Genomic DNA, 22,877 nt, shown 5'->3' with positions numbered 1-22,877 from the left:
TTACATCATTCCTTTCAAGTAGATGAAGCTGAAAATGAAAATCCAGACAACATCTAGGAAATGCCAGTAGAGAGAGAAGATAAAGGATTTATTGGCTGTTCGTGCATTTATGCCGTCTTTTGCCACCTGAATGATGATGCTAAGTCCCCAGAACAATCCGAGGGTAACGTGGGCACCATGGGTACCGAGCGTTGTCAAGAGTGCAGCAGTAAATCCGCTTGTTTGATAAGTTGCACCAACATGGTAGTAATGCATAAATTCAAAGATTTCTACTGAAAGGAACCCTAGACCAAGTAATAGGGTAATACCTAAAAATGCTAACATGGCCTTTTTACGTCCGATTCTCATTGCATGAACAGCAAGGCCAATGGTGAAACTACTTGTGAGCAATACAAACGTTTCAATAAGCACTGGTGAAATTTCGAAGATTTCCGGTCCAGTTGGTCCATTTCCTGTTCGATGTTCCATGATGAAGTAGGCTGTAAAAAGTGTTGCAAACAGCATGATTTCCGCACCAAGGAAAATCCAGAAACCTAAAATATTCAATTGGTTTTGGTGTGTACCATATTCAAGAGGCTGCGTGTGATCGATTTTCATGAATTAGCACCTCCATATGTGCTTTCCGTTGCTTTAATTTCTTCCACTGAAATATAGCGTCCATCATCTTTTTCAAAGGAACGAAGCACCATACATGCGAAAATACCGATTAGCGCGATGACTGCAGGAACCCACAATGCAAATACGAAGGAGAATCCAGCGATAAAGAAAATCACACCCATAATAAATGGGACACCACTATTATTTGGCATGTGGATTTTTTTAATGTCACCTTTAAATAATTCATGTCCATTTTTCTTCACATCCCATAATGCTTCACTCGATGCTACATGTGGAGTGCGTGCGAAGTTGTATTCTGGTACTGGGTTGTGCGTTGCCCACTCCAATGTACGAGCGTTCCATGGGTCATCCCCAACATTTCTTGGAGAATTTTTAATACTATATAAAATGTTATAGACGATAATGCAGAAGGCAATTGTCATTAAACCTGCACCGATGAATGCAACAAAGTTTAAAGGACCGAAACCTGTCGCTTCTGAATACGTATACATACGGCGTGCTTGTCCGTCTAAACCTGTAATGTACATTGGGAAGAAGGCAAGGACGAATCCGATTGATAAGAACCAGAAAGCCCATTTACCAATGCGTTCATTTAACATAAAGCCGAACATTTTTGGCCAGTAGTAATGTAAGCCAGCTAACATCGCAAATACGACACCAGGTATGATTGTATTATGGAAGTGAGCGACTAAGAACATTGTATTGTGATATTGATAGTCCGCTGCTGACATCGCAAGCATAACCCCAGTAACCCCACCGATTGTAAATAGTGGAATGAATCCTACTGAGTACAGCATTGGAACAGTAAAGCGAATTTTCCCTTTCCACATCGTAAGCAGCCAGTTAAAGATTTTCACTCCAGTAGGCACCGCAATGGCCATTGTTGAAATGGAGAAGATACTGTTTGTTAAAGCACCTTGACCCATCGTAAAGAAGTGGTGCGTCCAAACTAGGAATGAAAGTAGGGAGATAATCACCATTGATCCTACCATTGATTTATATCCGTAAAGGTTTCGTCCAGAAAAAGTAGAAATAATCTCACTGTAAAGACCAAAGGCTGGTAAGATTAAGATATATACTTCCGGGTGTCCCCAGACCCAGAAGAAGTTTGCCCAAAGCATGTCCATACCGCCATTTGTAGAAGTAAAGAAGTTTGTCGCAAATAAGCGGTCTGTTGTACCCATTAATAACGCAATTGTTAATACTGGGAACGCAAAGATGATAATGACACAAGCCATAAATGTAGCCCATGTAAACATTGGCATTTTCATCAGCGACATTCCTGGAGCACGCATTTTTAAGATCGTAGTAATCATGTTGATACCAGTCATTAAGGATCCAATACCCGAAATCTGAATAGCAATCATATAATAGTTCGTTCCGACAGATTCACTAAATTCCGTTCCAGCAAGTGGGAAGTAAGACGTCCATCCTGCATCTGGTGAACCACCGACAACGAACGAAATATTAAATAACATCGCTCCAAAGAAGAAAAGCCAAAAGCTGATAGCGTTAAGTCTTGGAAAGGCAACGTCACGAGCTCCAATTTGCAATGGAACGACGATGTTCATGAAGGCAAAGATGAAAGGCATTGCCATAAAGATGATCATGACTACACCGTGCGTTGTAAAAATTTCATTATAATGTTGCGCATCCAATAATTGATTTTCCGGCATGGAGAGCTGTGCACGCATCATAATCGCGTCAGCTCCACCACGGAACAACATCAAAATTGCGGAGATTAAATACATAATCCCGATTTTTTTATGGTCCACAGTCGTAAGCCATTCTCGCCACAGGTACCCCCATTTTCTAAAATATGTTAAACCAACGACAATGGCTAGGGAGACAACAACAATCGCTACCATAGATGCATAGATTGCTGGGCTTGGATGCGGCACAGCAAATCGTTCAAAAAATTCCATGGATTTTTCTCCTCTCAAAGTTTATTACGTAAATTACTAGATTTACGTTTATTCGTGTGAATGCTCAGCATGCATTTCGTACTCTGTATGTTCAAGCTCCGTTCCTTCATCTGCACCGTGGTCATGTTCTGGTGGTGGATTGAATCCAAGGTGTGTTCCGGTAAACGTCATTCTTCCAAGATGACCAGGTTCTAATAATTTATCGAAAGTTTCTTCAGTTAATGGTTCAGCATTGGCATGAACTTCTTCCACCCATTCGTCAAATTTTGCTTGATCCATGGCTGTTACAGTGAATGTATTTTCAGCAAAACCTTTACCACTGAAGTTAGCGTTACGTCCCATATATTCTCCTGGTGTATCCGCAGCTAAATGAAGTGTTGTCACCATGTCAGCCATCGCATATTTTTGACCACCTAATTGTGGAATCCAGAAACTTGTAATAGGTCCGTAAGAATAAAGTTTAAACTCAATAGGTCGATTCGTTGGTATATATAAGTAGTTCACCGTTTCAATATCTTGTTCAGGGTAACTAAAGTGCCATTTCCAGTTGGAAGATGAAGCGTAAATGATTAATGGTTCTTGATCTTCATAACCTTGTGGAGTTGCTTCTACAATGTAGTTACTTTTCACTGAAATAAACGAAAGAACGGCCACAATAATGATTGGAATACCAATAAAGAGTCCTTCAATCAAAGGACTACCCTCAATGTGAGGAGGTTCGTAATCTTCCGGTAGTTTCGAAGCTCTATATTTAACAAGCATGTAAACTAATAAAACCATGACAACGATTACAATAAATGCCATAATCCCGATGGAAATCATAATGTCACTTGCTTGACGTGCTGCTTGAGGTCCTTTTGGGTCTAACACTAATAAAGGTTCACAACCTGCGAGGAAGACAAGAAGCATTGGGAGAGATAACAGCAGAGTTCGTTTCATATGGATGTACTCCTTTCAACGTTCTAATAGAAAATCGATTTTCGATTTCCTTTCAATTCACTTTGAGTTAATTCTATATCAAAATAAGAAATTTAACATCGTTTTCACTATGGCTATAGTGTAAAATTCACAAAATAGACATGAATTGTTTTAGATTTTGTCGATAATTATCCAAAGCTTATCCAAATTTTACAATAAATCTGTATTCAGGCATTATAAGTATAATATTATTTTAGAAAAATAATTTTGAGAGCGAAGATTAAATAAAAATAGAAGAAAATAAATCTTCCAGTGTGGAACAGTTTGATAAGATACTGAAGAATGCAAGGAGATAAAAATTTCTATATAATAAATGATAGAATGAATAGAAGTTTATATTGAAAGAGATGGAATACGATGAGTCATTTAATTGTTTCGAATTTAACAAAAACCGTTGGAGATAAAACACTATTTAAAAACGTTGAATTTACCATTTATGAAGGAGAGCGGGCAGGTCTGATCGGAATTAATGGTACTGGGAAGTCAACTTTACTTTCCATTTTAGCTGGCGAACAAGAAGCCGATTCCATCGAAATGGACCATCCAAACAAATATCGAATTGCCTACTTGCCGCAAAAACCTGTATTTGAAGAAGGACTTACCGTTCTGCAAGCTGTCTTTTCAGGAAACTCTCCCATTTTGCAATTAAATAGAGAGTATGAAGAAGTCGTATCAAAACTCGCCTTTCAGCCTGAATCAGAAGCGCTACAAAACCAATTATTCCAACTGCAGCAGCGAATGGACGCTGAAAAAGCTTGGGATGTTAATGCTCTCGCCAAACAAGCTTTAACGAAACTGGGCATTAATTTGTTTGATGAGCATGTTTCGAATTTATCAGGTGGGCAGCAAAAGCGTGTGGCATTAGCGAAGGTTTTAATTGAACCGGCGGATCTTTATTTATTGGATGAGCCGACGAACCATCTTGATGCAGAATCAACGGAATGGCTGCAAGAAATGATACTTCGCTTAAAAGGAGCCGTTATTTTTATCACTCATGACCGCTATTTTTTAGATGAAATTGCCACTCATATTTATGAACTCGCGGATCAAACCCTTTATCGCCATAACGGCAACTATGCGGATTTCTTAGAAGCGCGAGCAATTCGGGAAGAAAATAGACAGGCAACGCAAGAAAAATTACGCAATCGTTACCGCAATGAGTTGAAATGGATACGCCGCGGTGCGAAAGCAAGAACGACGAAACAAAAAGCAAGAATTCAGCGCTTTGAAGAATTAGATAAGCAAATTGAACGGCATAAAGAAGAAGCAAAACTTGAACTGTCGCTATTGACTACCCGATTAGGGAAAAAGGTTTTAGAAGGCGTCCATTTATCCAAATCGTTTGGGGAGCGAACGATATTAAAAGATTTTAATTTTCTGATTCAACAAGGGGATCGCATCGGCATTGTTGGTGCTAACGGATATGGAAAATCGACTTTATTAAAGATATTGGCAGGGGAAATTCAGCCAGATGCAGGGGAAGTCATTGTTGGACCTACCGTTAAGATAGCCCATTTTCATCAAATGCTTCCAAAAATGAATGAAAATCAGCGAATGATTGAATATATTCGCGAGGCTTCGAACGACATTATCGACTCGGAAGGGGTTCGTTATTCAGCTGCCCAAATGTTGGAAAGATTTTTATTCCCATTACATACACACGGTACACCGATTGGGAAGTTATCAGGCGGTGAGCGGAAACGACTGCATTTATTAAGATTATTGATGGAACAGCCAAATGTATTGTTATTGGACGAGCCGACAAATGATTTAGATATTGAAACACTTGGAGTATTGGAAGATTTTATTGAACATTTCCCAGGTGTTGTGATTACCATTTCCCACGACCGTTTCTTCTTAGATCGAATTGTGAAAAAGTTATGGATTTTAGATGGAAAAGGGAATGTAGAGGAAAGCTTGGATTTATACACAGAATATTTAGCGAAGAAATCCGAAGCTGAAAAGTTAGAGACAAAAGCAGAAAAACAAGAAAAACCAAAGCAAGAGAAGCCAAAAAATGAAAAGAAAAAATTAACTTATAAAGAACAAAAAGAGTGGGAAACAATTGAAGAAACAATAGCACAAGTGGAAGAGGCAATAGCGGAAACGGAAGAACTAATGGCAGGCTGTGGTTCGGATTATGTGAAACTACAAGAATATACAGATAAATTAAACGAACTAAATGCTGAATATGAACGATTGATTGAAAGATGGACGTATTTAGATGGAATTGTGAACGGAAATTAAATGGAGGGAAGAATATTGAAAATAGTAACGATTGAGCCAACACCGAGTCCCAATTCAATGAAAGTGGTAGTGGATGAGGAGTTGCCTTTTGGCAAAAGCTTTAATTATACGAAAGAAAATATAGAAGAAGCACCAAGTGAAATCCAAGAAATCTTGAAAATTGAAGGCGTTAAGGGTGTTTATCGCGTATTAGATTTTTTAGCGGTTGAGCGGAATGCAAAATATCAATGGGAAACGATTTTATCCCAAGTTCGCAATGCGCTTGGTGATCAAACAGAAGAGGTGGAACAAAAGGAACAAGTTGCGGATCATTATGGAGAAGTTTTTGTCCACGTTCAAATGTTTAGAGGATTGCCGCTTCAAATTAAAGTGTTTGATTCTTCCGGTGAACATCGGATTTCAACTGGTGAGCGGTTTGTGAATGCGTTTCATCAAATTAAAGTTGACAAGACAGACGAAAACTATATTTTCGAACGTAAGTGGGCAGATTTTGGCATTCGCTATGGAGATAAAGAAGAAATTGCGCAAAGCGTCTTAAAAGAAATTGAAGCAACATATCCAGATGAACGGATTGCCCGCATAGTGGAAGCAGCAAATGCAAAAAAACAAGAAGCCGTAAAAAGAAAGAAAATTACGGTGGAAGAGTTTGAGGTGGAGGATTGGAAGGATCGTTTCCAAATGCTAGATCAAATTCCGGATCCGGATTTGGATGATCTTCCATTATTGGAAAAAGCTTTGGAAGATGAACAGATGTCCATTCGGAGACTCGCAACAGTGTATTTGGGCATGATTGAAGATAAGGCAGTTGTGCCGCTTCTTGTTCGTGCATTGAATGATAAAAGCGCCGCGGTTCGCCGCACTGCAGGAGATTGCATGAGCGATCTTGGATTTGTAGAATTTGAACCGGCCATGATGGAAGCGTTAAAAGATAAAAATAAACTTGTCCGCTGGCGTGCAGCTATGTTTTTATATGAATCTGGAACGGAACGGAGTCTTCCTGCATTAAGGGATGCGGAAAATGATCCGGAATTTGAGGTGAAGCTCCAAGTAAAGATGGCTATTGCACGAATCGAGCAAGGCGAAGAAGCAAAAGGATCCGTCTGGAAGCAAATGACGGAGAGAAATAATAACTGAGTATAAAAGTAGGGTAAGTTTTGTGCTCTTTGCAATGTAAAAATGGCTGCCTAACAAGTCGTTACTTTCTAGGCAGCCTTTTATCTATGTGTTTTGATATTTCCAAAATACTTTTCAAGTTAGTGAATTTAATATTCGATAAAAAGGGAATGTTTCATATCATCAAAGCGAAACTTAATCGTCAATAAAAAGAAAGAAGAAAATTTTTAATTACGCTAATTTCTCCTGTGTATATTTTCTAGGCTTTAATACTGTATATGAGATTCCACCAAAAATTAACAAAATACCAAGAGTCTGCAAGAGGCTTGGTCTAAAATCAAGAATCACCATATCGAGTAAAATCGCTACAACTGGATCTAGGAAAGTTAAAACAGAAACAATGATTGTCGGCAATTTACGAATACTGTCAAAGAATAAATAGTAAACAAATCCAGTATGAATAATACCTGTTCCCACTATAAACATTATGTTTGTGCTTGTTAAACCATGAAACACCGTAAAATCGCACATTGGCAACAAAATGAGTATGCCCAAAGCTGTTTGTACAAATGTCGTTGCATAAGGTGATAATCCTTTTAGCGTCTTACTTAAAAACATCGTCAACGCATAGCAAATGGCGGATAACATGGCCCATATAAATCCAGAATTCATAAAAGCTTCAATGGAATGTAAATGTTCCATTCCAACAATAAAAACAGAGCCAACAAAACAGATGATAATGGCAAGAATATTCCCAATCGTAATGTGTTCTTTCAATAATACCGCACCTAACATCACAACGAAAATGGGTGCTAAGTTATAAATAGAAATAGCTACGGAAATGGACATTTCTTCAAATGCCTTAAATAAAAATACCCAATTCAATACGAGGAATATTCCGCAAAATAGAGTTTGTAATACTTCTTTACGATCCCAAACTTCTGTCTTATGTCCTCCGGTTAACAACCATAGTCCACCTAAAAATAAAGTTGCACAGATACAACGAACAAATACGAGCTCTACAGCAGGAATCCCTGTATTCACTGTAAATAAACCGATGGAACCAAAAATGGCCATACTAACTGACAGTTTAATCATAGCAGATACATTCATTTGACTTCCCTCAAAACTATATTAGCATCCTATAATTTTCTGAAAACTCTGAAATAAAGCAATATAGAATCTATTAAATAACATTTATGTGAATTTGGCAATACTATTACAAAATATTATTAGGAAACATGGCTCTTTTTATATTTTTCTATGATAGAATAGTGTAGGATTTAATAAAGAAACTCTAATACAAGTTCGACAATGTAAACGTTTGCTTAGAGCTTCGATAGAAAGAAAAGGAGATTGTTTTTATATGAATACCGAAGTTCGTATTGAGAAAGACTTTTTAGGAGAAAAGGAGATTCCGAAAGACGCTTATTATGGCGTACAAACAATTCGGGCAACGGAAAATTTTCCAATTACAGGTTATCGTATTCATCCAGAATTAATTAAATCACTAGGGATTGTAAAAAAATCAGCCGCATTAGCAAACATGGAAGTTGGCTTACTCGATAAAGAAGTTGGGCAATATATCGTAAAAGCTGCTGACGAAGTGATTGAAGGAAAATGGAATGATCAATTTATTGTTGACCCAATTCAAGGCGGGGCAGGAACTTCCATTAATATGAATGCAAATGAAGTGATTGCTAACCGCGCATTGGAATTAATGGGAGAGGAAAAAGGAAACTATTCAAAAATTAGTCCAAACTCCCATGTAAATATGTCTCAATCAACAAACGATGCTTTCCCTACTGCAACGCATATTGCTGTGTTAAGTTTATTAAATCAATTAATTGAAACTACAAAATACATGCAACAAGAATTCATGAAAAAAGCAGATGAATTCGCTGGCGTTATTAAAATGGGAAGAACGCACTTGCAAGACGCTGTTCCTATTTTATTAGGACAAGAGTTTGAAGCATACGCTCGTGTAATTGCCCGCGATATTGAACGTATTGCCAATACGAGAAACAATTTATACGACATCAACATGGGTGCAACAGCAGTCGGCACTGGCTTAAATGCAGATCCTGAATATATAAGAATCGTAACAGAGCATTTAGCGAAATTCAGCGGACATCCATTAAGAAGTGCACAACATTTAGTGGACGCAACTCAAAATACAGACTGCTATACAGAAGTTTCTTCTGCATTAAAAGTTTGCATGATCAACATGTCTAAAATTGCCAATGATTTACGCTTAATGGCATCTGGACCACGCGCAGGCTTATCAGAAATCGTTCTTCCTGCTCGACAACCTGGATCTTCTATCATGCCTGGTAAAGTGAATCCTGTTATGCCAGAAGTGATGAACCAAGTGGCATTCCAAGTGTTCGGTAATGATTTAACAATTACATCTGCATCTGAAGCAGGCCAATTTGAATTAAATGTGATGGAACCTGTGTTATTCTTCAATTTAATTCAATCGATTTCGATTATGACAAATGTCTTTAAATCCTTTACAGAAAACTGCTTAAAAGGCATTAAGGCAAATGAAGAACGCATGAAAGAATATGTTGAGAAAAGCATTGGAATCATCACTGCAATTAACCCACATGTAGGCTATGAAACAGCTGCAAAATTAGCACGTGAAGCATATCTTACAGGGGAATCCATCCGTGAACTTTGCATTAAGTATGGCGTATTAACAGAAGAACAGTTAAATGAAATCTTAAATCCATATGAAATGACACATCCGGGAATTGCTGGAAGAAAATAATGCTACTTTTTTAGGCGAAGGGTACTATTGAGGTGCTCTTTGCCTTTTATTTTTTGAGTTACAACATGCTCATCTTGATGAAGTGTAATCGAAATCTGCAATGTTCGATAATAGCCAAAATCGTGGAGATAATAGTCAATCAAGCAAGGATAATAGTCAAACTCGGCAAGATAATAGCCAATGGAAGAAAAAGGTGCTTAGCGAAATTCGATATTAGTCAAAATCAAGAAGATAATAGTCAACCAAGCAAGGATAATAGTCAAACTCGGCAAGATAATAGCCAACGGAAGAAAAAGGTGCCTCGTCCGATACGATAATAGTCAAAATCAAGAGGATAATAGTCAACCATGCAAGGATAATAGTCAAACTCGGCAAGATAATAGCCAACGGAAGAAAAAGGGTGCCTCGTCCGATACGATAATAGTCAAAATCAAGAAGATAATAGTCAACCATGCAAGGATAATAGTCAAACTCGGCAAGATAATAGCCAACGGAAGAAAAAGGTTCCCTGTCCAATACGATAATAGTCAAAATCAAGAAGATAATAGTCAACCATGCAAGGATAATAGTCAAACTCGGCAAGATAATAGCCAACGGAAGAAAAAGATGCCTCGTCCAATACGATAATAGTCAAAATGATGAAGATAATAGTCAACCATGCAAGGATAATAGTCAAACTCGGCAAGATAATAGCCAACGGAAGAAAAAGTTGCCTCGCCCGATACGATAATAGTCAAAATCAAGAAGATAATAGTCAACCATGCAAGGATAATAGTCAAACTCGGCAAGATAATAGCCAACGGAAGAAAAAGATGCCTCGTCCAATACGATAATAGTCAAAATGATGAAGATAATAGTCAACCATGCAAGGATAATAGTCAAACTCGGCAAGATAATAGCCAACGGAAGAAAAAGGGTGCCTCGCCCGATACGATAATAGTCAAAATCAAGAAGATAATAGTCAATGGATGAAAAAGGCATCAGCAAACTCAATATAATCCAAAATTAGGAAGAGAATAGCCAATCGATGAAAATTACCAGCAAATGCTAAGGTGAGCCATTAGTCAATATCCCTAAAATAAAAAAACAGAGCGAATTTACTTCATTCGCTCTGATGAATCATTGACTTGATAGAACTTCATTTAAAAACGCATCCCGCTTTTCAGGAGTTTGTTGCTCGCCTTTCAATAACATTGCTCCAACTTTAAAGTCCGATAAATCTTTCTCCACAATAAATTGCAAGTTGATATCCGCCTTTTCTTGTCCATCAACAGGACAAACTCCTTTAAACTCTACAACATGTTGGCGATTGTTCGTTTTAAAATAAATCCACTCTTCATTTTCGCAAGTTTTGTTCAAAGCATCTTCATAGTTTAACGAAGGGCTACTACTAGAAGTTTGTGTTTTAATATAGGATATATATTCAGCACCATCCGTTGGTTTATACATATACCAAAAAATAAAAAGGATGAGTATAGGTACAATCCATAAAATCGTTCGTTTTGAAACATTTTGCATGGCAATAAACTCCCCCTACCTTTGTAATGACATTATATCAATATCAAATACTATTTTCTATAAAATTTCATATTATACTATTTCTGGTTAACTCAATACATTCTAATCAAAGAAAATAACATTATAATTATAATTAAAACTAGTCAACACAAGGTGATTGTAAAAAATGAAATTAATATTAACAGAAAAACCATCCGTTGCGAAAAATATTGCAGATGCGTTAAACATAAAAACAAAAAAAGAAGGATATTTTGAAGGGAACGGATACATTATTACGTGGGCTTTCGGACACCTTCTTGAATTGTATGATGCGAAAGATTATGATCCAAAAATGACGAAATGGAGAATGGAGTACTTTCCTTTCATCCCACAAAAATTTCAATACAAAGTGAAAACAGATCCTAAAAATAAAGAGAAAGAAGACTTTGGGGCAAAAAAGCAGCTGGAAATTATCCAACAGTTAATGAACCGCCCTGACGTGGAAATGATTATTTCTGCCTGCGACTATGATCGGGAAGGGCAACTGATTGGCGATACAATTATATATAATTTGAAAACGAATAAGCCCGTGTATCGAATGTTGCAAAATGAATGGACGAAGGAAGAAGTGTTGAAAGGTCTTAAACAATTAAAACCAAATACGGAAATGAGACCGCTGTTGGATGCAGGAATTAGTCGGCAATGGGCGGATTGGGTGATTGGCATTAATTTGACATCTGTTGCAACGTTAAAATATCAGAAAGGATCAGGCAGTGCTTTAAACATCGGAAGAGTTTTATTACCTACATTAAAAATAATTTATGATCGAGATAAAGAAATCGAACAATTCAAACCTGAAGATTATTTCAAACTCGAAGCGTCCTTTCAAACCCAAAATGGGGATGTGTATAAAGGAACGTATCACGAAAATGGAGAGGAAAAATTTAAGAATAGAGATGAATTAGAAAACATTCAAAAAGCATTAGCGAATCATCAAGAAGCACAAATTTTCGAAAAGACCGTAGAGAAAAAGAAAGAATATCCGCCTTACTTATTCAATTTGACAAACTTGCAAGGGTATATTACGAGCAAATATAAAGGTTGGACTTCCGATAAAGTGCTGAAAGTTGCCCAATCCCTTTATGAAAAGAAATATATTACCTATCCACGTACAGCTAGCGTCGTATTGGAAGAAAGTTTAGTGGATAAAGCAATGAAGGTTCTTCAAATTGTTAAAAAAGGCTTACCTTATGAAGGTGAAATCGTTTTTGCTAAAAAGAAACGTGTATTTGACAACTCAAAGGTTGAAAGCCATAGCGCCATTATCCCGACGTATGTGAAGCCTGCCCGTTTATCGAATGATGAGAAAATCGTTTATGAAGCGATTAAAAATCGTTTTCTAATGCAATTTATGCCTGTGGCTGAACATGAAGAAACAAAAATCGTAACGAAAGTGAGCCAAATCAAAGGAGAGTTTATTTCAAAAGGCAGAGTTCAAATTGTAGAAGGGTGGAGAAAAGTAGAACAAATTGAGTCAAAAGATATGATTCTTCCAAATGTAACCCTTCATGAGCTAGTGACAATCAAGGACCATGAACTAACCTCTCATGTTACTAAGCCGCCGAAACATCATACGGAAAAAACGTTATTGAAGGTGATGGAAACGTGCGGAAAAGGGAAGGAAGAAGAGTTGGAAGAAAGCGATGAAATGATGGCGACCATTTTAAGCGGTTTTAGCATCGGCACGCCGGCAACAAGAGCAGAAACAATCAAAAAGTTGAAATCAATTGGTTACATTACAACGAAAAATAAATATCTAATTTGCACAGAGCTAGGGAAGCGAATTGTTAAAACATTCCCAATCAAAGAATTGTTTGATTTAGAGTTTACCGGCCGATTAGAAAAAACGTTATCGGATATTGAAAAACAAAAATTTCAGCGGGAACGATTTTTACAATTTATTTTTGACTTTACGAAAAGAGCTGTACATACAATTCAACAAGATGAAGATGTGATTTTAAATGAAGTGGAGAAAAAGAAGAAAACCTTTGAAGTGTTAGGGAAATGCCCAGTTTGTGGTCATGCGGTCATTGAAGGGCAAAAAGGATTTGGTTGCAGCAATTGGAAAAATGGATGTAAATTTGTCATTTGGAAAAATGATAAATTCCTGGCTTCCATGAAAAAGAAACCGACGAAAACGATGGTGAAGCAGTTGTTGAGAGATGGGAATGTGTTAGTGAAAGGTCTCACAAGCAAAAAAGGGAATAAGTTTGATGCAATGTTGCGTTATGAAAAAAATCCTGAAGAAGAATATTTCAGTTGGAAGATGGAATTTTCCAACAACATAGAGCGAGGAAAGTAAGGATCTATTTGATGGAATAATCCATTTGAAGTGTATCTGAATATAATAATAAAAAGAGGAAAGGATTTTCATCATCATAAGGAAACGCTTTGTTCCATTGATGATTGTTGCCATTTTAGTCTATGGATTCTATGCTTTTTCGTCAGTGGCATTGGATGATGAGTGGCAAGCATTATCGCATGTAGAGCATAATCCATCATTCAAAATGCTTATGAATCAAACATCGGACACTAATTTCCTTCCTCAAAATCATTCTTATATAGAGAGTACTACTCAATTTGTGAATAATGCATCCCTTAATCCCCTCTACGAATTCATCTATTTTACTAGAAATTTCTCGCCCATCACTCTTTTAGAGCATCATGAATGGCACAATCCTACCGAAAAGTCCCAACTAATTTTGATTGCCATCCAATCCTTTTATACCATTGGTTTTTTGTTACTTGTCGGATCGGTGATTTGGTGGAGAATTATACAGAATTATTCCTTCTATGTACGAAAAACATATTTGCAATGGGGATTTGTTATTCAATGCGTTCATTTTCTCGCATTGATTTCACTTATTTTATTGGAAATGAATATATTAACGGATGGATTCCTTCCTTCCTTACCAAACCAATCATCGATTCAGTATGGCTGGTATCTCTCGCTTATAGTCTCAGTATTAGGGTTATTGTTTTTGAATAAAAATCGATGGTTCGATTTATTGTTTGTACTAATACTCATAGGTTGTAAAATCGAATATCCAGCAGATTTTCGCGCACTTATTTTAGCACTATTTGAAATCTTTCATTTAATTGCGGCTGCGATTTGGTTTACAGGTCTTGCCATTGTTATTTTTTTCTATTCTAAATATAAAACAATGGTAAAAAACTTCATTGCCATTTTCATTGAATATGCTTTTGTTTGCATTGTGATGTTAGTTATTTCCGGTAGTTTGTTAGCGTATAAATATGATTCGCCATTGGATTTATTGTTAAAGCCGTTTGGGCTGTTACTTTTACTTAAAGTCGTACTTGTCGGGTTCATCACAATTATTTCTCAAAAAATACATTCTACTATGGACGATTTTCATATAAAATGTTGGATGTATGTTCAATTAGTACTTATGGTCATGATTATTCTTCTAGTTTCTGTCATTTCGATTTTTAAATGATAAAAAGTTATAAAAATCTATGAATCAAAAATAAATTTAGACTAGAAAAATCAAGAAGATAGTATATAATAAAACTACTAAATATTAAGTATTGATAATCGATACTGACACATGATATATAGTAAAATCGTGTGCATCTATTTTTACCGAATAGGTGTGCACGGTTTTCTTTTAAAAAAAATTGAAGTTTTTTTATGTTAGGCAACTATGCAGTTTTGTAGTGAATTTCTACATATACTAGGACGAATTAATATAATCGGATTAAATTTTGCAAATATTTTATCTTTTTATTTAATTGGTCTTGACGATTTTTTATAAAATTTGTACACTGAGAAAAGTCAAATGTTTTTATGGAAAATACAATTCTGGATAGTAAGGATTTGATGAAAAAAATGATAGTATGTAAATTTGGTGGTACTTCTGTTGCAAGTGCAGAACAAATTAAAAAAGTGGCAAATATTGTGAAGGCTAATCCAAAAAGAAGAATCGTGACGGTATCTGCTCCAGGGAAACGCTTTGGTGATGATATGAAAGTGACGGATTTGTTAATCGATTTAGCAGAATCAGCTCTTCGGAATGATCAAGTTGAAGAGAAGCTGCAAAATGTGTTAAATCGATATATTGAAATTGCCCAAGGTTTAGGTTTAGACGGAAAAATTTGCGAAGTAATAGAGAAAGATTTACGCGAACGCATTGCATTAAAATTAGAAAAAGAGTTATTCATTGATAATTTAAAAGCAAGTGGAGAAGACAATAACGCGAAATTAGTTGCGGCATATTTCAATTCTATTGGCATGAAGGCGAAATATGTTAGCCCAAAAGATGGGTTAATTGTAAACGACCCTCCTGAAAGAACAGTTGCCTTACCAGAGGCTTATGAAAACTTAAAAAATCTTGGCAAGAGTGAGGAAATCATTGTCTTCCCTGGATTTTTCGGATATACAAAAGATGGTGTATTACGTACATTTGATCGCGGTGGTTCCGATATTACAGGTTCCATCTTAGCGGCGGCTGTCAAAGCAGAGCTGTATGAAAACTTCACAGATGTTGATTGCGTTTTTTCTGCAAATCCGAAAGTGGTAAACGATCCTATCGGTATTGAAGAAATTACATTCCGTGAAATGAGGGAGCTTTCTTATGCAGGATTTTCAGTATTCCATGATGAAGCTTTAATTCCTGTATTCAAACTAGGGATTCCTGTGAATATTAAAAACACAAATAATCCCTCTGCTCCTGGTACGCGCATTGTTCCATCCCGCAAGCCTAATGGTCGACCGGTCATTGGGATAGCGGCAGATCACGGTTTCTCGACTTTGTACGTCTCTAAATATTTAATGAATCGAGAAATTGGATTTGGCAGAAAACTATTGCAAATCATTGAGGAAGAAAACATTTCTTACGATCATACGCCATCTGGAGTGGATGATATTTCAATTATCATTCGTTCCAACCAATTAAATCCTGAAAAAGAAGAACGCATTGTTAAACGAGTGAAAGAAGAACTTCACGCAGATGATGTTTATTTCCGTCACGGATTTTCCATGATTGTCATTGTAGGCGAAGGTATGCGCAATAATACAGGATTAGCAGCCCGTGCAGCTTCAGCTATTTCTAGAACTGGAGCAAATATCGAGATGATTAATCAAGGGTCATCAGAAGTTAGCCTCGTATTTGGTGTATTGCAGCCATATGAAGACCAATGCTTACGCGCATTATATGAGGAGTTTTTTGCACCTGTAACGATTTAATATAATGAAGATGCGGCAGACAACCTGTTGCATCTTTTTTGTATTTATAATTTTTTCAAATTCATGAATTTTCATTATAAAAAGTATTTGTATATAGAAAAAAAGATAGTTCGGAGTAATAAAACACTATATAATAAGTGGTGAAAGGAGTGAAACAATGGAAAAAAAGGAATTGATTTTCTATCCGGAAAATCCAGTGACTCGATTTTTATTTAATGACACTCGTTCCGCGGCCATTTGGCTAGTTGTCCGCATTTATGTAGGATGGATTTGGCTCCAATCAGGAATTCATAAAGTATTTGATGATGCTTGGACTGGTAAGAATGCGGGAGCGGCAGTCAGCGGATATTTACAAGGTGCCATCGAAAAAGCATCCACGACGAATGATGTAATGGGATGGTATGCAGCCTTTTTAGAACATATTTGTTTGCCGAATGCGACAATCTTTAGCTATTTAGTTGCGTTTGGGGAAGTGCTTGTTGGGATTGGATTAATAATAGGATTGTTCACAGCCATTGCAGCCTTTTTCGGATCGATGATGAATATTGCCTTCTTATTTGCTGGCACGTTAAGTTCAAATCCACGTCTATTATTACTCAGCATTCTCTTAATGTTAGCTTGGAAAGTAGCAGGTTGGTATGGTTTAGATCGCTGGGTATTATTAAAACTCGGAACTCCTTGGGGAAAAATTGCAAAGCGGAAAGAAGACACAACAGTGTTCAATGCTTAATACATATGGTAAAATATGCTTACATAAATAGACTAAGAAAACGTTGCTTATAAGGCAACGTTTTTTCATGAAAAGGTGAAAGAAGATGAATGTAATATTTGTATTAACATCTACAGGTCAAGAATTATTACAAATGGTCTCCCACGATGTTGCAGGTTTACTTGCGGCGGTGAAGGGAGAATATGTAACGTTTCCTTTTGGCAGTTATAAATATGATTTTCATACCCTTGACCACTATTTAGAGGGAAATGAATATCGCCAAGAACTAGTGATTTATTTAAAAGAGGAAGATTCGAGAGAGTCAATGAAACAATTTGTCATTGATGCAGAATAGAAATAATATTTTGTGAAATATAATTTCAAAATGAATACTGCGTCTTGCCCATATCAGATGGTCGAATTTTTATTGATTCTTTCGTCTAATTTTGCGTTCTTCTAGGAACGCAATTTTGTTTTTTTTGTAAAATAATAATATTCCAGTGAATTGCTCTTTCTAGTGAAGGAGGTGGCTTGATGATTAATGCAATAGGTGGAATCGGCATTTTTTTATTAGGAATGTCGATGTTGACAAACGGGTTGAAAGAGATTGCGGGCGAAACGTTGAGAAAATGGTTACATACTTTCACAAAAGGAACGTTTACATCCTTAATAACGGGATTTTTTATGACTGTGCTCGTTCAATCTTCAACCGCAACAACGATTTTAACAGTTGGTTTTGTCAGTGCAGGACTTATTTCTTTTTTTCAGTCGATTGGTATTATCATTGGCGCCAATATTGGAAGTACAAGTACAGGGTGGATTATTTCCCTTTTAGGGTTTAAGATCAGCCTGCAAGCCATGTCATTGCCGATGATTGGTTTAGGGGTATTTGTACAATATGTGGCTCCAAGCGACATCAAGAAATATGGAGGCGTGTTGACCGGTTTCGGCCTTCTATTTTTAGGAATCGATTTGCTCCAAAAAGGGATGGAAACGGCCCAACATTGGATTCGCTTTGAGTCATTGGATACTGAATCCTTTCTGTCCATTTTGTTATTAATTGGAATTGGCATTATTATGACCATTATTATGCAAGCATCTAGTGCAGCGATGGCAACGACGCTTACTGCATTATTTGCTGGAGCGATTGATTTTGAACAGGCTGCTTTTTTAGTCGTTGGTCAAAATATCGGAACGACTGCAACAGCTATTGTGGCTTCGATTGGATCATCCATCGCAGCAAAACGGACAGCGGCAACCCATTTGTTGTTTAATGTTGTGACCGCTTTCATTGTGACCCTTTTCATTCGCTACATTTTACAATTTGTGGAGTTTTTGACTGTTGCGTTTACCGGTAGTTTTGATGAAACCGTGGGGCTTGCATTATTCCATACGCTGTTTAGTGTATTTGGTGCCATCATTTTCGTTCCATTTACAAAGCAGTTTTCAAAGCTCTTAACGAAAATGTTGCCAGAAAAGGCGAATGCGTTGACTCGAAATCTCGACGATCAATTGGTATCCATTCCATCCGCTGCCTTAGAAGTTGCTTATCAAACATTATTGCAAATGATGAAACATTTAACGGATGCAATGTTAGAGTTAATGGAAGCGAAAAAGGGAACGGCTAGCTACGAAAAAAAAGTGCAGGAAGTAGAGGAAGCCATTGTGTTACTCCGCAAATTCCTCAATGACGTGCAATCGGATTCAACGAAACTTCGTAATCAACATGTTGCCATATTGCATGTGTTGGACCATATCAGCCGATTAATTCGCGTTTTGCGAGAACAACAAAAGGTAGAAGGAGTTTTTCATCACGAGAAATTGATGAAATGGTGGCATAAAACGTTAGAACAAATCAATCAAAGTTTTGACAGCGAAGAAAAGTTGTTGGAAATGGAGCAAGAGTTGGAGAAAACCGCCCACAAAATTGCAGAAGAAAGACGAGTGCGCAGAAGAAAATATTATGAGCGAACGGCGGTAAGAGAAACAAAATTGGAAGTGGCCATGTCCAACGTTCAGGCGCTTCTGTGGATTGACCGTCTCGTCTACCATTACTGGCGCGCCTTTGCGAGATTGGTGGAATTTAAAAAAGGGACGGAACTAGAAGAATCCTCGAATTTTTATGATCGGGAATCGTTGTGACAAAAAGCAGGTAACAGTATGTGTGGGTCTATAGAAAATGAAGATATCCAAAATAAAGCAGGCTGGAAACGGCAATGGTTTCTAGTCTGTTTTTCTTATTAAAGGCAATATTTGAAGTTTTTAATAAAAAAATGCTCATTAGAAAAAAAGTCCAGTAATTCTTCCATATATTGATGTGTATGCAAGCATGAATGATTCCACTATAATTGAACGCTAGGGAGGAGAAGACATGAAAAAACTTATAACGATTTTACTATCCATTACACTAATAGGATGCTTTACAGTTCCATCCTATGCACAAACATTTCAAGATGTTTCGAAAACGCATTATAATTATTCAGACATTGAGTATTTAGTAGATCAAGAAGTCATTGATCAAGGAACAACATTTGCTCCTTCCAATACTGCAACTCGTTTAGATGTGATTGTGATGCTTGCAAAAGCATTGAAATTGGATAATTCGCCAACAGCAACAGGTTTCAAGGATGTCCCGAAAACTCACAAGTATAGAGGGTATATTTATGCAGCAACGAAGGCAGGAATCATTAAAGGTTATCCGGACGGTACATTCAAGCCTGACCAAAAAGTAACGCGTGGACATATGGCTACGTTTATTGCCCGCGCTTATCCATTGCCTGCAGGAAATCAAACATTTAAAGACGTTCCAAAAGGACACACAGCATATGAGGCGGTAAAGCAATTAGCAAAAGCGGGCATTACGACAGGATATACAGATGGTACATTTAAACCACAAACCAACTTATCTAAAGCCCATTTAGCAACATTCATGGCACGAGCGATCCGTTATCAAGAAACGGGTACAACCGCGTTAAAAGAAATGAAAGTTCACTTTATTGATGTCGGACAAGGTGACTCTATTTTTATTCAAACACCGAATGGAAAAACAATGCTTGTAGATGGTGGGGCGAAATCAGCAGGCGATGATGTATTGGTGGCCTTGCTGATGTATTCGAAGCTTTTCAGGTGTATAATTTTATAGACTCCGGAAAAGTACATACGACGGATACATATGTGAATGTATTAAATGCTGTCAAAAAAGAAGGAGCGAATTATCATCAAGCAACAATCGGTGAGTTGTTATCAGTAGATTCATCACTGAAAATACAAGTGCTACATGTTGATGCTAATGCAGATGACAATAACGATGCAAGTATTGTATTAAAAGTATCTTATCGTGACATGGATACGCTGTTAACAGGAGATGCCGATACAAATATTGAATCACAAATGCTACAGAAATATAATGTAGAATCTGAAATCATAAAAGCAGGACATCACGGTTCGAATACAAGTTCAAGTTTAGCATTTTTACGTGCTGTAAAACCAGAAGCGGTCATCTTAAGTTATGGTAAAGGAAATTCCTATGGCCATCCTCATAGTGAAGTCAAAAATAATATAAAGACGGTGGGGGCAAAAGCATACAGTACAGCAAAGAGCGGGAATATTGTTGTGACGTCAGATGGTTACACGTTTACGATCAATGCGAAACCGTTTGAAGCGAATGCAACATCGCCTACGCAAACATCGAAAAATCAATCCGGGGTAGTGTCCCGTGCGCCGATAAAATTTAGTAATTGTACAGAAATGCGCAAATATTATCCAAATGGTGTTTCATCCAGCCATCCATCCTATGACGAAAAACACGACCGTGATAACGATGGATGGGCGTGTGAAAAATAAATAAATGTAGAGAAATACTAAGTAGAATACGCATAAGGGATTGGGGCGTTTTTTATTAGTAATGAAAAATAATCAATAAATTTTCCTTTAGATACGAATAGAGCCATAATGATGTCGTCCTTCAAATAGGTACGCAATAATGCTTTCATAATAAGGAATAAATTTTTTTTGATTAATTAACGCTATAATTTCCTCTTTAGAAGCCCATTTTATGGCTTGTACCTCGTCAGATTGTAACGTCAATTCATTTAAATTCACGTCATATTCAATAAGGTAATAATCATTAAATCCACGTTCAAAATTAATAGTAAATTGTGGACGTATTTGTTCAAAGTTATAATGTATTCCTAATTCTTCAAATAACTCTCTAGAAGCAGCTTGTTGACTGGTTTCTCCAGCAATCGCACTACCACCACATGTGATATCCCAAAGATTCGGCCATTCTTTTTTAAAAGGCTGACGCTGTTGAATCAGCATCTCTCCTTGTGAATTAAATATGCAAACGTGTACGACTAAATGAAACTCGTCTGATGCCATTTTATCTCCACGAACGATTTGTTTCGCTAATTTGTTTCGATGGATATCATATAAATCCCACTTTTCCATTGTGCTACTCCTTGTGTAATTTTGCTTACCTATCTAAAACAGTAACGAGAGTAGAGATCTCTCTGTTTTTCTAGGATAATGCACGGTTTGGGAATTAGCAACCACTTCATATCTACAGTATTAAAAAACTATTAGTTTTAAGTTTTTTGAAAACTCCTCAGTTACAATGACGAAAAAATTTTTTAGAAGTTCTGTTTTTCGCATAAATTGTTCGTTTGTGATTCTGATATTTACCCTATATCAATTTTTTTCAATTTTATGCTTTAGTAAATCTTTAGCAAAAAACTAATGAAATAGATAATGCATGCATTCAACCAGGTATGAATTAAGAACAAGCTTTTTGGTAGTGACATATAAAGAAGGTTATACTCATGAAAATAAGAAATAATCGCTACATAATTTAGGAGAAATAACATGATAAATTTGGGTGGCCACTCGAAAGTGAGTGGCTTTTTTGAAGAAGAAAAGACATAAAAACTAGGGCTAGGTCTGAGTCTATACGTTGTTATAGAGTTTTTTATAGTAAGTAATTTTTTATATTTTTCAATAATTTTACTATTTTACAAAAAATTTAAATTATTAATTATAATAATAATAGTCTTACAGAAAAGTGGTGATTTCATGAAAAATAAACGACTCTTAACGATTATTGAATACTTATGGAAATATTCTTCGAGACAAAACCCAAAGTCCATTGGATATAATGCATTATCTGGACATAAAAAATATTGAGGGCGGATTGAAAGCGGTGCGGAATGATTTGAAGTTTTTAACTTCAGGAGATTCCTTTATAAATGTAGAAAGCTCTCAAATAGGAAGGAATCAATATATCAATTACTGGATCGAAGACCGGTTTTTTGAAATTCATGAATTGCGTTATTTAATGGATGCCATTTCTTCGGCGCGGTTTATTTCAAAGCAAGAAACGGAGCAAATCATAGGAAAATTGATAAACTTCGTGTCCGAGAATAAATCGATATTATTGTAGAACCACCAACTAGTCCATACGTTTACGAAAATCTTTAGTCCGCTATTTGTCAATACGGTTCAAATCATCCACCAGACCAAAGAGAGGCCAATAGAAATACATAAGAGAATACTCAGGAAATATTTAGTACGGAAAATTTATCGAGTTGAGGATAATACTAGTATTTTTACTTTATAATAATATTTTCCAGTTAATCAAAAAGTTGTATAATAAGATAAGAATTAAGAAGGAGCTGGATAATACATACATGTGAGTTACGCAATAAAATCGATAAAAAAATAGGAAACATTTTTGACAGATGGAATTACCAATAC

At 36.6% G+C, this 22,877-nt stretch carries 19 protein-coding genes; 11 read left to right on the top strand and 8 right to left on the bottom strand.

Annotated features, from left to right (window positions below):
- Genes qoxC through qoxA form a run of 3 tightly spaced genes read right to left on the bottom strand, consistent with a single transcriptional unit; the run spans nucleotide 1 to nucleotide 3,482 of the window.
- Nucleotides 1–597 (bottom strand): cytochrome aa3 quinol oxidase subunit III, encoded by a 597-nt coding sequence (gene qoxC, locus NSU17_RS01460; protein WP_096550877.1) that lies wholly within the window; start codon nucleotides 595–597, stop codon nucleotides 1–3.
- The gene (qoxB, locus tag NSU17_RS01455) at nucleotides 594–2,543 is read right to left on the bottom strand and encodes a cytochrome aa3 quinol oxidase subunit I (RefSeq protein ID WP_340704097.1); all 1,950 of its coding nucleotides are present in this window, start codon (nucleotides 2,541–2,543) and stop codon (nucleotides 594–596) included. The genes qoxC and qoxB overlap by 4 nt, the downstream gene beginning before the upstream one ends.
- Nucleotides 2,544–2,591: 48 nt before the next feature.
- On the bottom strand, nucleotides 2,592–3,482 hold the full coding sequence (gene qoxA / locus NSU17_RS01450; protein ID WP_340704096.1) for a cytochrome aa3 quinol oxidase subunit II: 891 nt from the start codon (nucleotides 3,480–3,482) through the stop codon (nucleotides 2,592–2,594).
- A gap of 396 nt (nucleotides 3,483–3,878) precedes the next feature.
- Here qoxA and NSU17_RS01445 point away from each other — a divergent pair, with 396 nt between their 5' ends.
- The gene (locus NSU17_RS01445) at nucleotides 3,879–5,768 is read left to right on the top strand and encodes an ABC-F family ATP-binding cassette domain-containing protein (protein ID WP_340704095.1); all 1,890 of its coding nucleotides are present in this window, start codon (nucleotides 3,879–3,881) and stop codon (nucleotides 5,766–5,768) included.
- 15 nt (nucleotides 5,769–5,783) lie between these two features.
- Nucleotides 5,784–6,902, top strand: coding sequence for a conserved virulence factor C family protein (locus NSU17_RS01440; protein WP_340704094.1), 1,119 nt, complete (start codon nucleotides 5,784–5,786; stop codon nucleotides 6,900–6,902).
- Between the two features lie 210 nt (nucleotides 6,903–7,112).
- Here NSU17_RS01440 and NSU17_RS01435 read toward each other — a convergent pair whose 3' ends face one another.
- Complete coding sequence (locus NSU17_RS01435) at nucleotides 7,113–7,994, bottom strand: DMT family transporter (RefSeq protein WP_340704093.1); 882 nt, start codon at nucleotides 7,992–7,994, stop codon at nucleotides 7,113–7,115.
- A 253-nt stretch (nucleotides 7,995–8,247) separates the two neighbouring features.
- Between NSU17_RS01435 and aspA the strand changes: the two genes are divergently transcribed.
- Nucleotides 8,248–9,654 (top strand): aspartate ammonia-lyase, encoded by a 1,407-nt coding sequence (gene aspA, locus NSU17_RS01430; RefSeq protein WP_340704092.1) that lies wholly within the window; start codon nucleotides 8,248–8,250, stop codon nucleotides 9,652–9,654.
- Nucleotides 9,655–10,120: 466 nt separating this feature from the next.
- On the opposite strand, the gene NSU17_RS01425 is transcribed toward aspA, so the two are convergent.
- From NSU17_RS01425 to NSU17_RS01415, 3 genes are all read right to left on the bottom strand, one after another.
- Nucleotides 10,121–10,339 (bottom strand): hypothetical protein, encoded by a 219-nt coding sequence (locus NSU17_RS01425; RefSeq protein ID WP_340704091.1) that lies wholly within the window; start codon nucleotides 10,337–10,339, stop codon nucleotides 10,121–10,123.
- The gene (locus NSU17_RS01420) at nucleotides 10,327–10,641 is read right to left on the bottom strand and encodes a hypothetical protein (protein WP_145986157.1); all 315 of its coding nucleotides are present in this window, start codon (nucleotides 10,639–10,641) and stop codon (nucleotides 10,327–10,329) included. The genes NSU17_RS01425 and NSU17_RS01420 overlap by 13 nt, the downstream gene beginning before the upstream one ends.
- Before the next feature lie 132 nt (nucleotides 10,642–10,773).
- Entirely contained in the window at nucleotides 10,774–11,172 is a 399-nt protein-coding gene (locus NSU17_RS01415; protein ID WP_016839135.1) for a hypothetical protein, read from the bottom strand.
- Nucleotides 11,173–11,338: 166 nt separating this feature from the next.
- Between NSU17_RS01415 and NSU17_RS01410 the strand changes: the two genes are divergently transcribed.
- The 8 genes from NSU17_RS01410 (at nucleotide 11,339) to NSU17_RS01375 (ending at nucleotide 20,969) form a co-directional block, all read left to right on the top strand.
- The gene (locus tag NSU17_RS01410) at nucleotides 11,339–13,513 is read left to right on the top strand and encodes a type IA DNA topoisomerase (RefSeq protein ID WP_340704090.1); all 2,175 of its coding nucleotides are present in this window, start codon (nucleotides 11,339–11,341) and stop codon (nucleotides 13,511–13,513) included.
- Between the two features lie 97 nt (nucleotides 13,514–13,610).
- A complete protein-coding gene (locus NSU17_RS01405) occupies nucleotides 13,611–14,669 on the top strand; it encodes a hypothetical protein (protein ID WP_340704089.1) in 1,059 nt (352 codons plus the stop codon).
- A 392-nt stretch (nucleotides 14,670–15,061) separates the two neighbouring features.
- Complete coding sequence (locus tag NSU17_RS01400; RefSeq protein WP_340705466.1) at nucleotides 15,062–16,417, top strand: aspartate kinase; 1,356 nt, start codon at nucleotides 15,062–15,064, stop codon at nucleotides 16,415–16,417.
- A 157-nt stretch (nucleotides 16,418–16,574) separates the two neighbouring features.
- Nucleotides 16,575–17,147 (top strand): DoxX family protein, encoded by a 573-nt coding sequence (locus tag NSU17_RS01395; protein ID WP_340704088.1) that lies wholly within the window; start codon nucleotides 16,575–16,577, stop codon nucleotides 17,145–17,147.
- A gap of 85 nt (nucleotides 17,148–17,232) precedes the next feature.
- Nucleotides 17,233–17,481 carry a hypothetical protein gene (locus NSU17_RS01390; RefSeq protein WP_016839130.1) on the top strand — a complete coding sequence of 83 codons (249 nt, stop codon included), beginning with the start codon at nucleotides 17,233–17,235 and terminating at the stop codon, nucleotides 17,479–17,481.
- A 179-nt stretch (nucleotides 17,482–17,660) separates the two neighbouring features.
- Nucleotides 17,661–19,268, top strand: a complete 1,608-nt coding sequence (locus tag NSU17_RS01385; protein WP_340704087.1) for a Na/Pi cotransporter family protein — start codon at nucleotides 17,661–17,663, stop codon at nucleotides 19,266–19,268.
- 229 nt (nucleotides 19,269–19,497) lie between these two features.
- Nucleotides 19,498–20,268 (top strand): S-layer homology domain-containing protein, encoded by a 771-nt coding sequence (locus NSU17_RS01380; RefSeq protein WP_340704086.1) that lies wholly within the window; start codon nucleotides 19,498–19,500, stop codon nucleotides 20,266–20,268.
- Nucleotides 20,253–20,969 (top strand): excalibur calcium-binding domain-containing protein, encoded by a 717-nt coding sequence (locus NSU17_RS01375; protein WP_340704085.1) that lies wholly within the window; start codon nucleotides 20,253–20,255, stop codon nucleotides 20,967–20,969. Before NSU17_RS01380 ends, NSU17_RS01375 begins: the two co-directional genes overlap by 16 nt.
- A gap of 87 nt (nucleotides 20,970–21,056) precedes the next feature.
- On the opposite strand, the gene NSU17_RS01370 is transcribed toward NSU17_RS01375, so the two are convergent.
- Nucleotides 21,057–21,575, bottom strand: a complete 519-nt coding sequence (locus NSU17_RS01370) for an NUDIX hydrolase (RefSeq protein ID WP_340704084.1) — start codon at nucleotides 21,573–21,575, stop codon at nucleotides 21,057–21,059.
- Nucleotides 21,576–22,877 lie beyond the last annotated feature (1,302 nt).

Source organism: Ureibacillus sp. FSL K6-2830, from assembly GCF_038004145.1.
GTDB classification, from domain to species: Bacteria; Bacillota; Bacilli; order Bacillales_A; family Planococcaceae; genus Ureibacillus; species Ureibacillus thermosphaericus.
The sequence above is the reverse complement of the archived record's forward strand: the minus strand, read 5'-3'. Positions and strand labels throughout refer to the sequence as shown.

Bases quoted from the DNA above. Each gene is read 5' to 3' on its own strand.
- NSU17_RS01395 (WP_340704088.1), top strand. From the start codon at position 16,575: ATGGAAAAAAAGGAATTGATTTTCTATCCGGAAAATCCAGTGACTCGA.
- NSU17_RS01380 (WP_340704086.1), top strand. From the start codon at position 19,498: ATGAAAAAACTTATAACGATTTTACTATCCATTACACTAATAGGATGC.
- NSU17_RS01435 (WP_340704093.1), bottom strand. From the start codon at position 7,994: ATGAATGTATCTGCTATGATTAAACTGTCAGTTAGTATGGCCATTTTT.
- NSU17_RS01410 (WP_340704090.1), top strand. From the start codon at position 11,339: ATGAAATTAATATTAACAGAAAAACCATCCGTTGCGAAAAATATTGCA.
- NSU17_RS01445 (WP_340704095.1), top strand. From the start codon at position 3,879: ATGAGTCATTTAATTGTTTCGAATTTAACAAAAACCGTTGGAGATAAA.
- qoxC (WP_096550877.1), bottom strand. From the start codon at position 597: ATGAAAATCGATCACACGCAGCCTCTTGAATATGGTACACACCAAAAC.
- NSU17_RS01385 (WP_340704087.1), top strand. From the start codon at position 17,661: ATGATTAATGCAATAGGTGGAATCGGCATTTTTTTATTAGGAATGTCG.
- NSU17_RS01415 (WP_016839135.1), bottom strand. From the start codon at position 11,172: ATGCAAAATGTTTCAAAACGAACGATTTTATGGATTGTACCTATACTC.
- NSU17_RS01370 (WP_340704084.1), bottom strand. From the start codon at position 21,575: ATGGAAAAGTGGGATTTATATGATATCCATCGAAACAAATTAGCGAAA.
- aspA (WP_340704092.1), top strand. From the start codon at position 8,248: ATGAATACCGAAGTTCGTATTGAGAAAGACTTTTTAGGAGAAAAGGAG.
- qoxA (WP_340704096.1), bottom strand. From the start codon at position 3,482: ATGAAACGAACTCTGCTGTTATCTCTCCCAATGCTTCTTGTCTTCCTC.
- qoxB (WP_340704097.1), bottom strand. From the start codon at position 2,543: ATGGAATTTTTTGAACGATTTGCTGTGCCGCATCCAAGCCCAGCAATC.
- NSU17_RS01400 (WP_340705466.1), top strand. From the start codon at position 15,062: ATGATAGTATGTAAATTTGGTGGTACTTCTGTTGCAAGTGCAGAACAA.
- NSU17_RS01390 (WP_016839130.1), top strand. From the start codon at position 17,233: ATGAATGTAATATTTGTATTAACATCTACAGGTCAAGAATTATTACAA.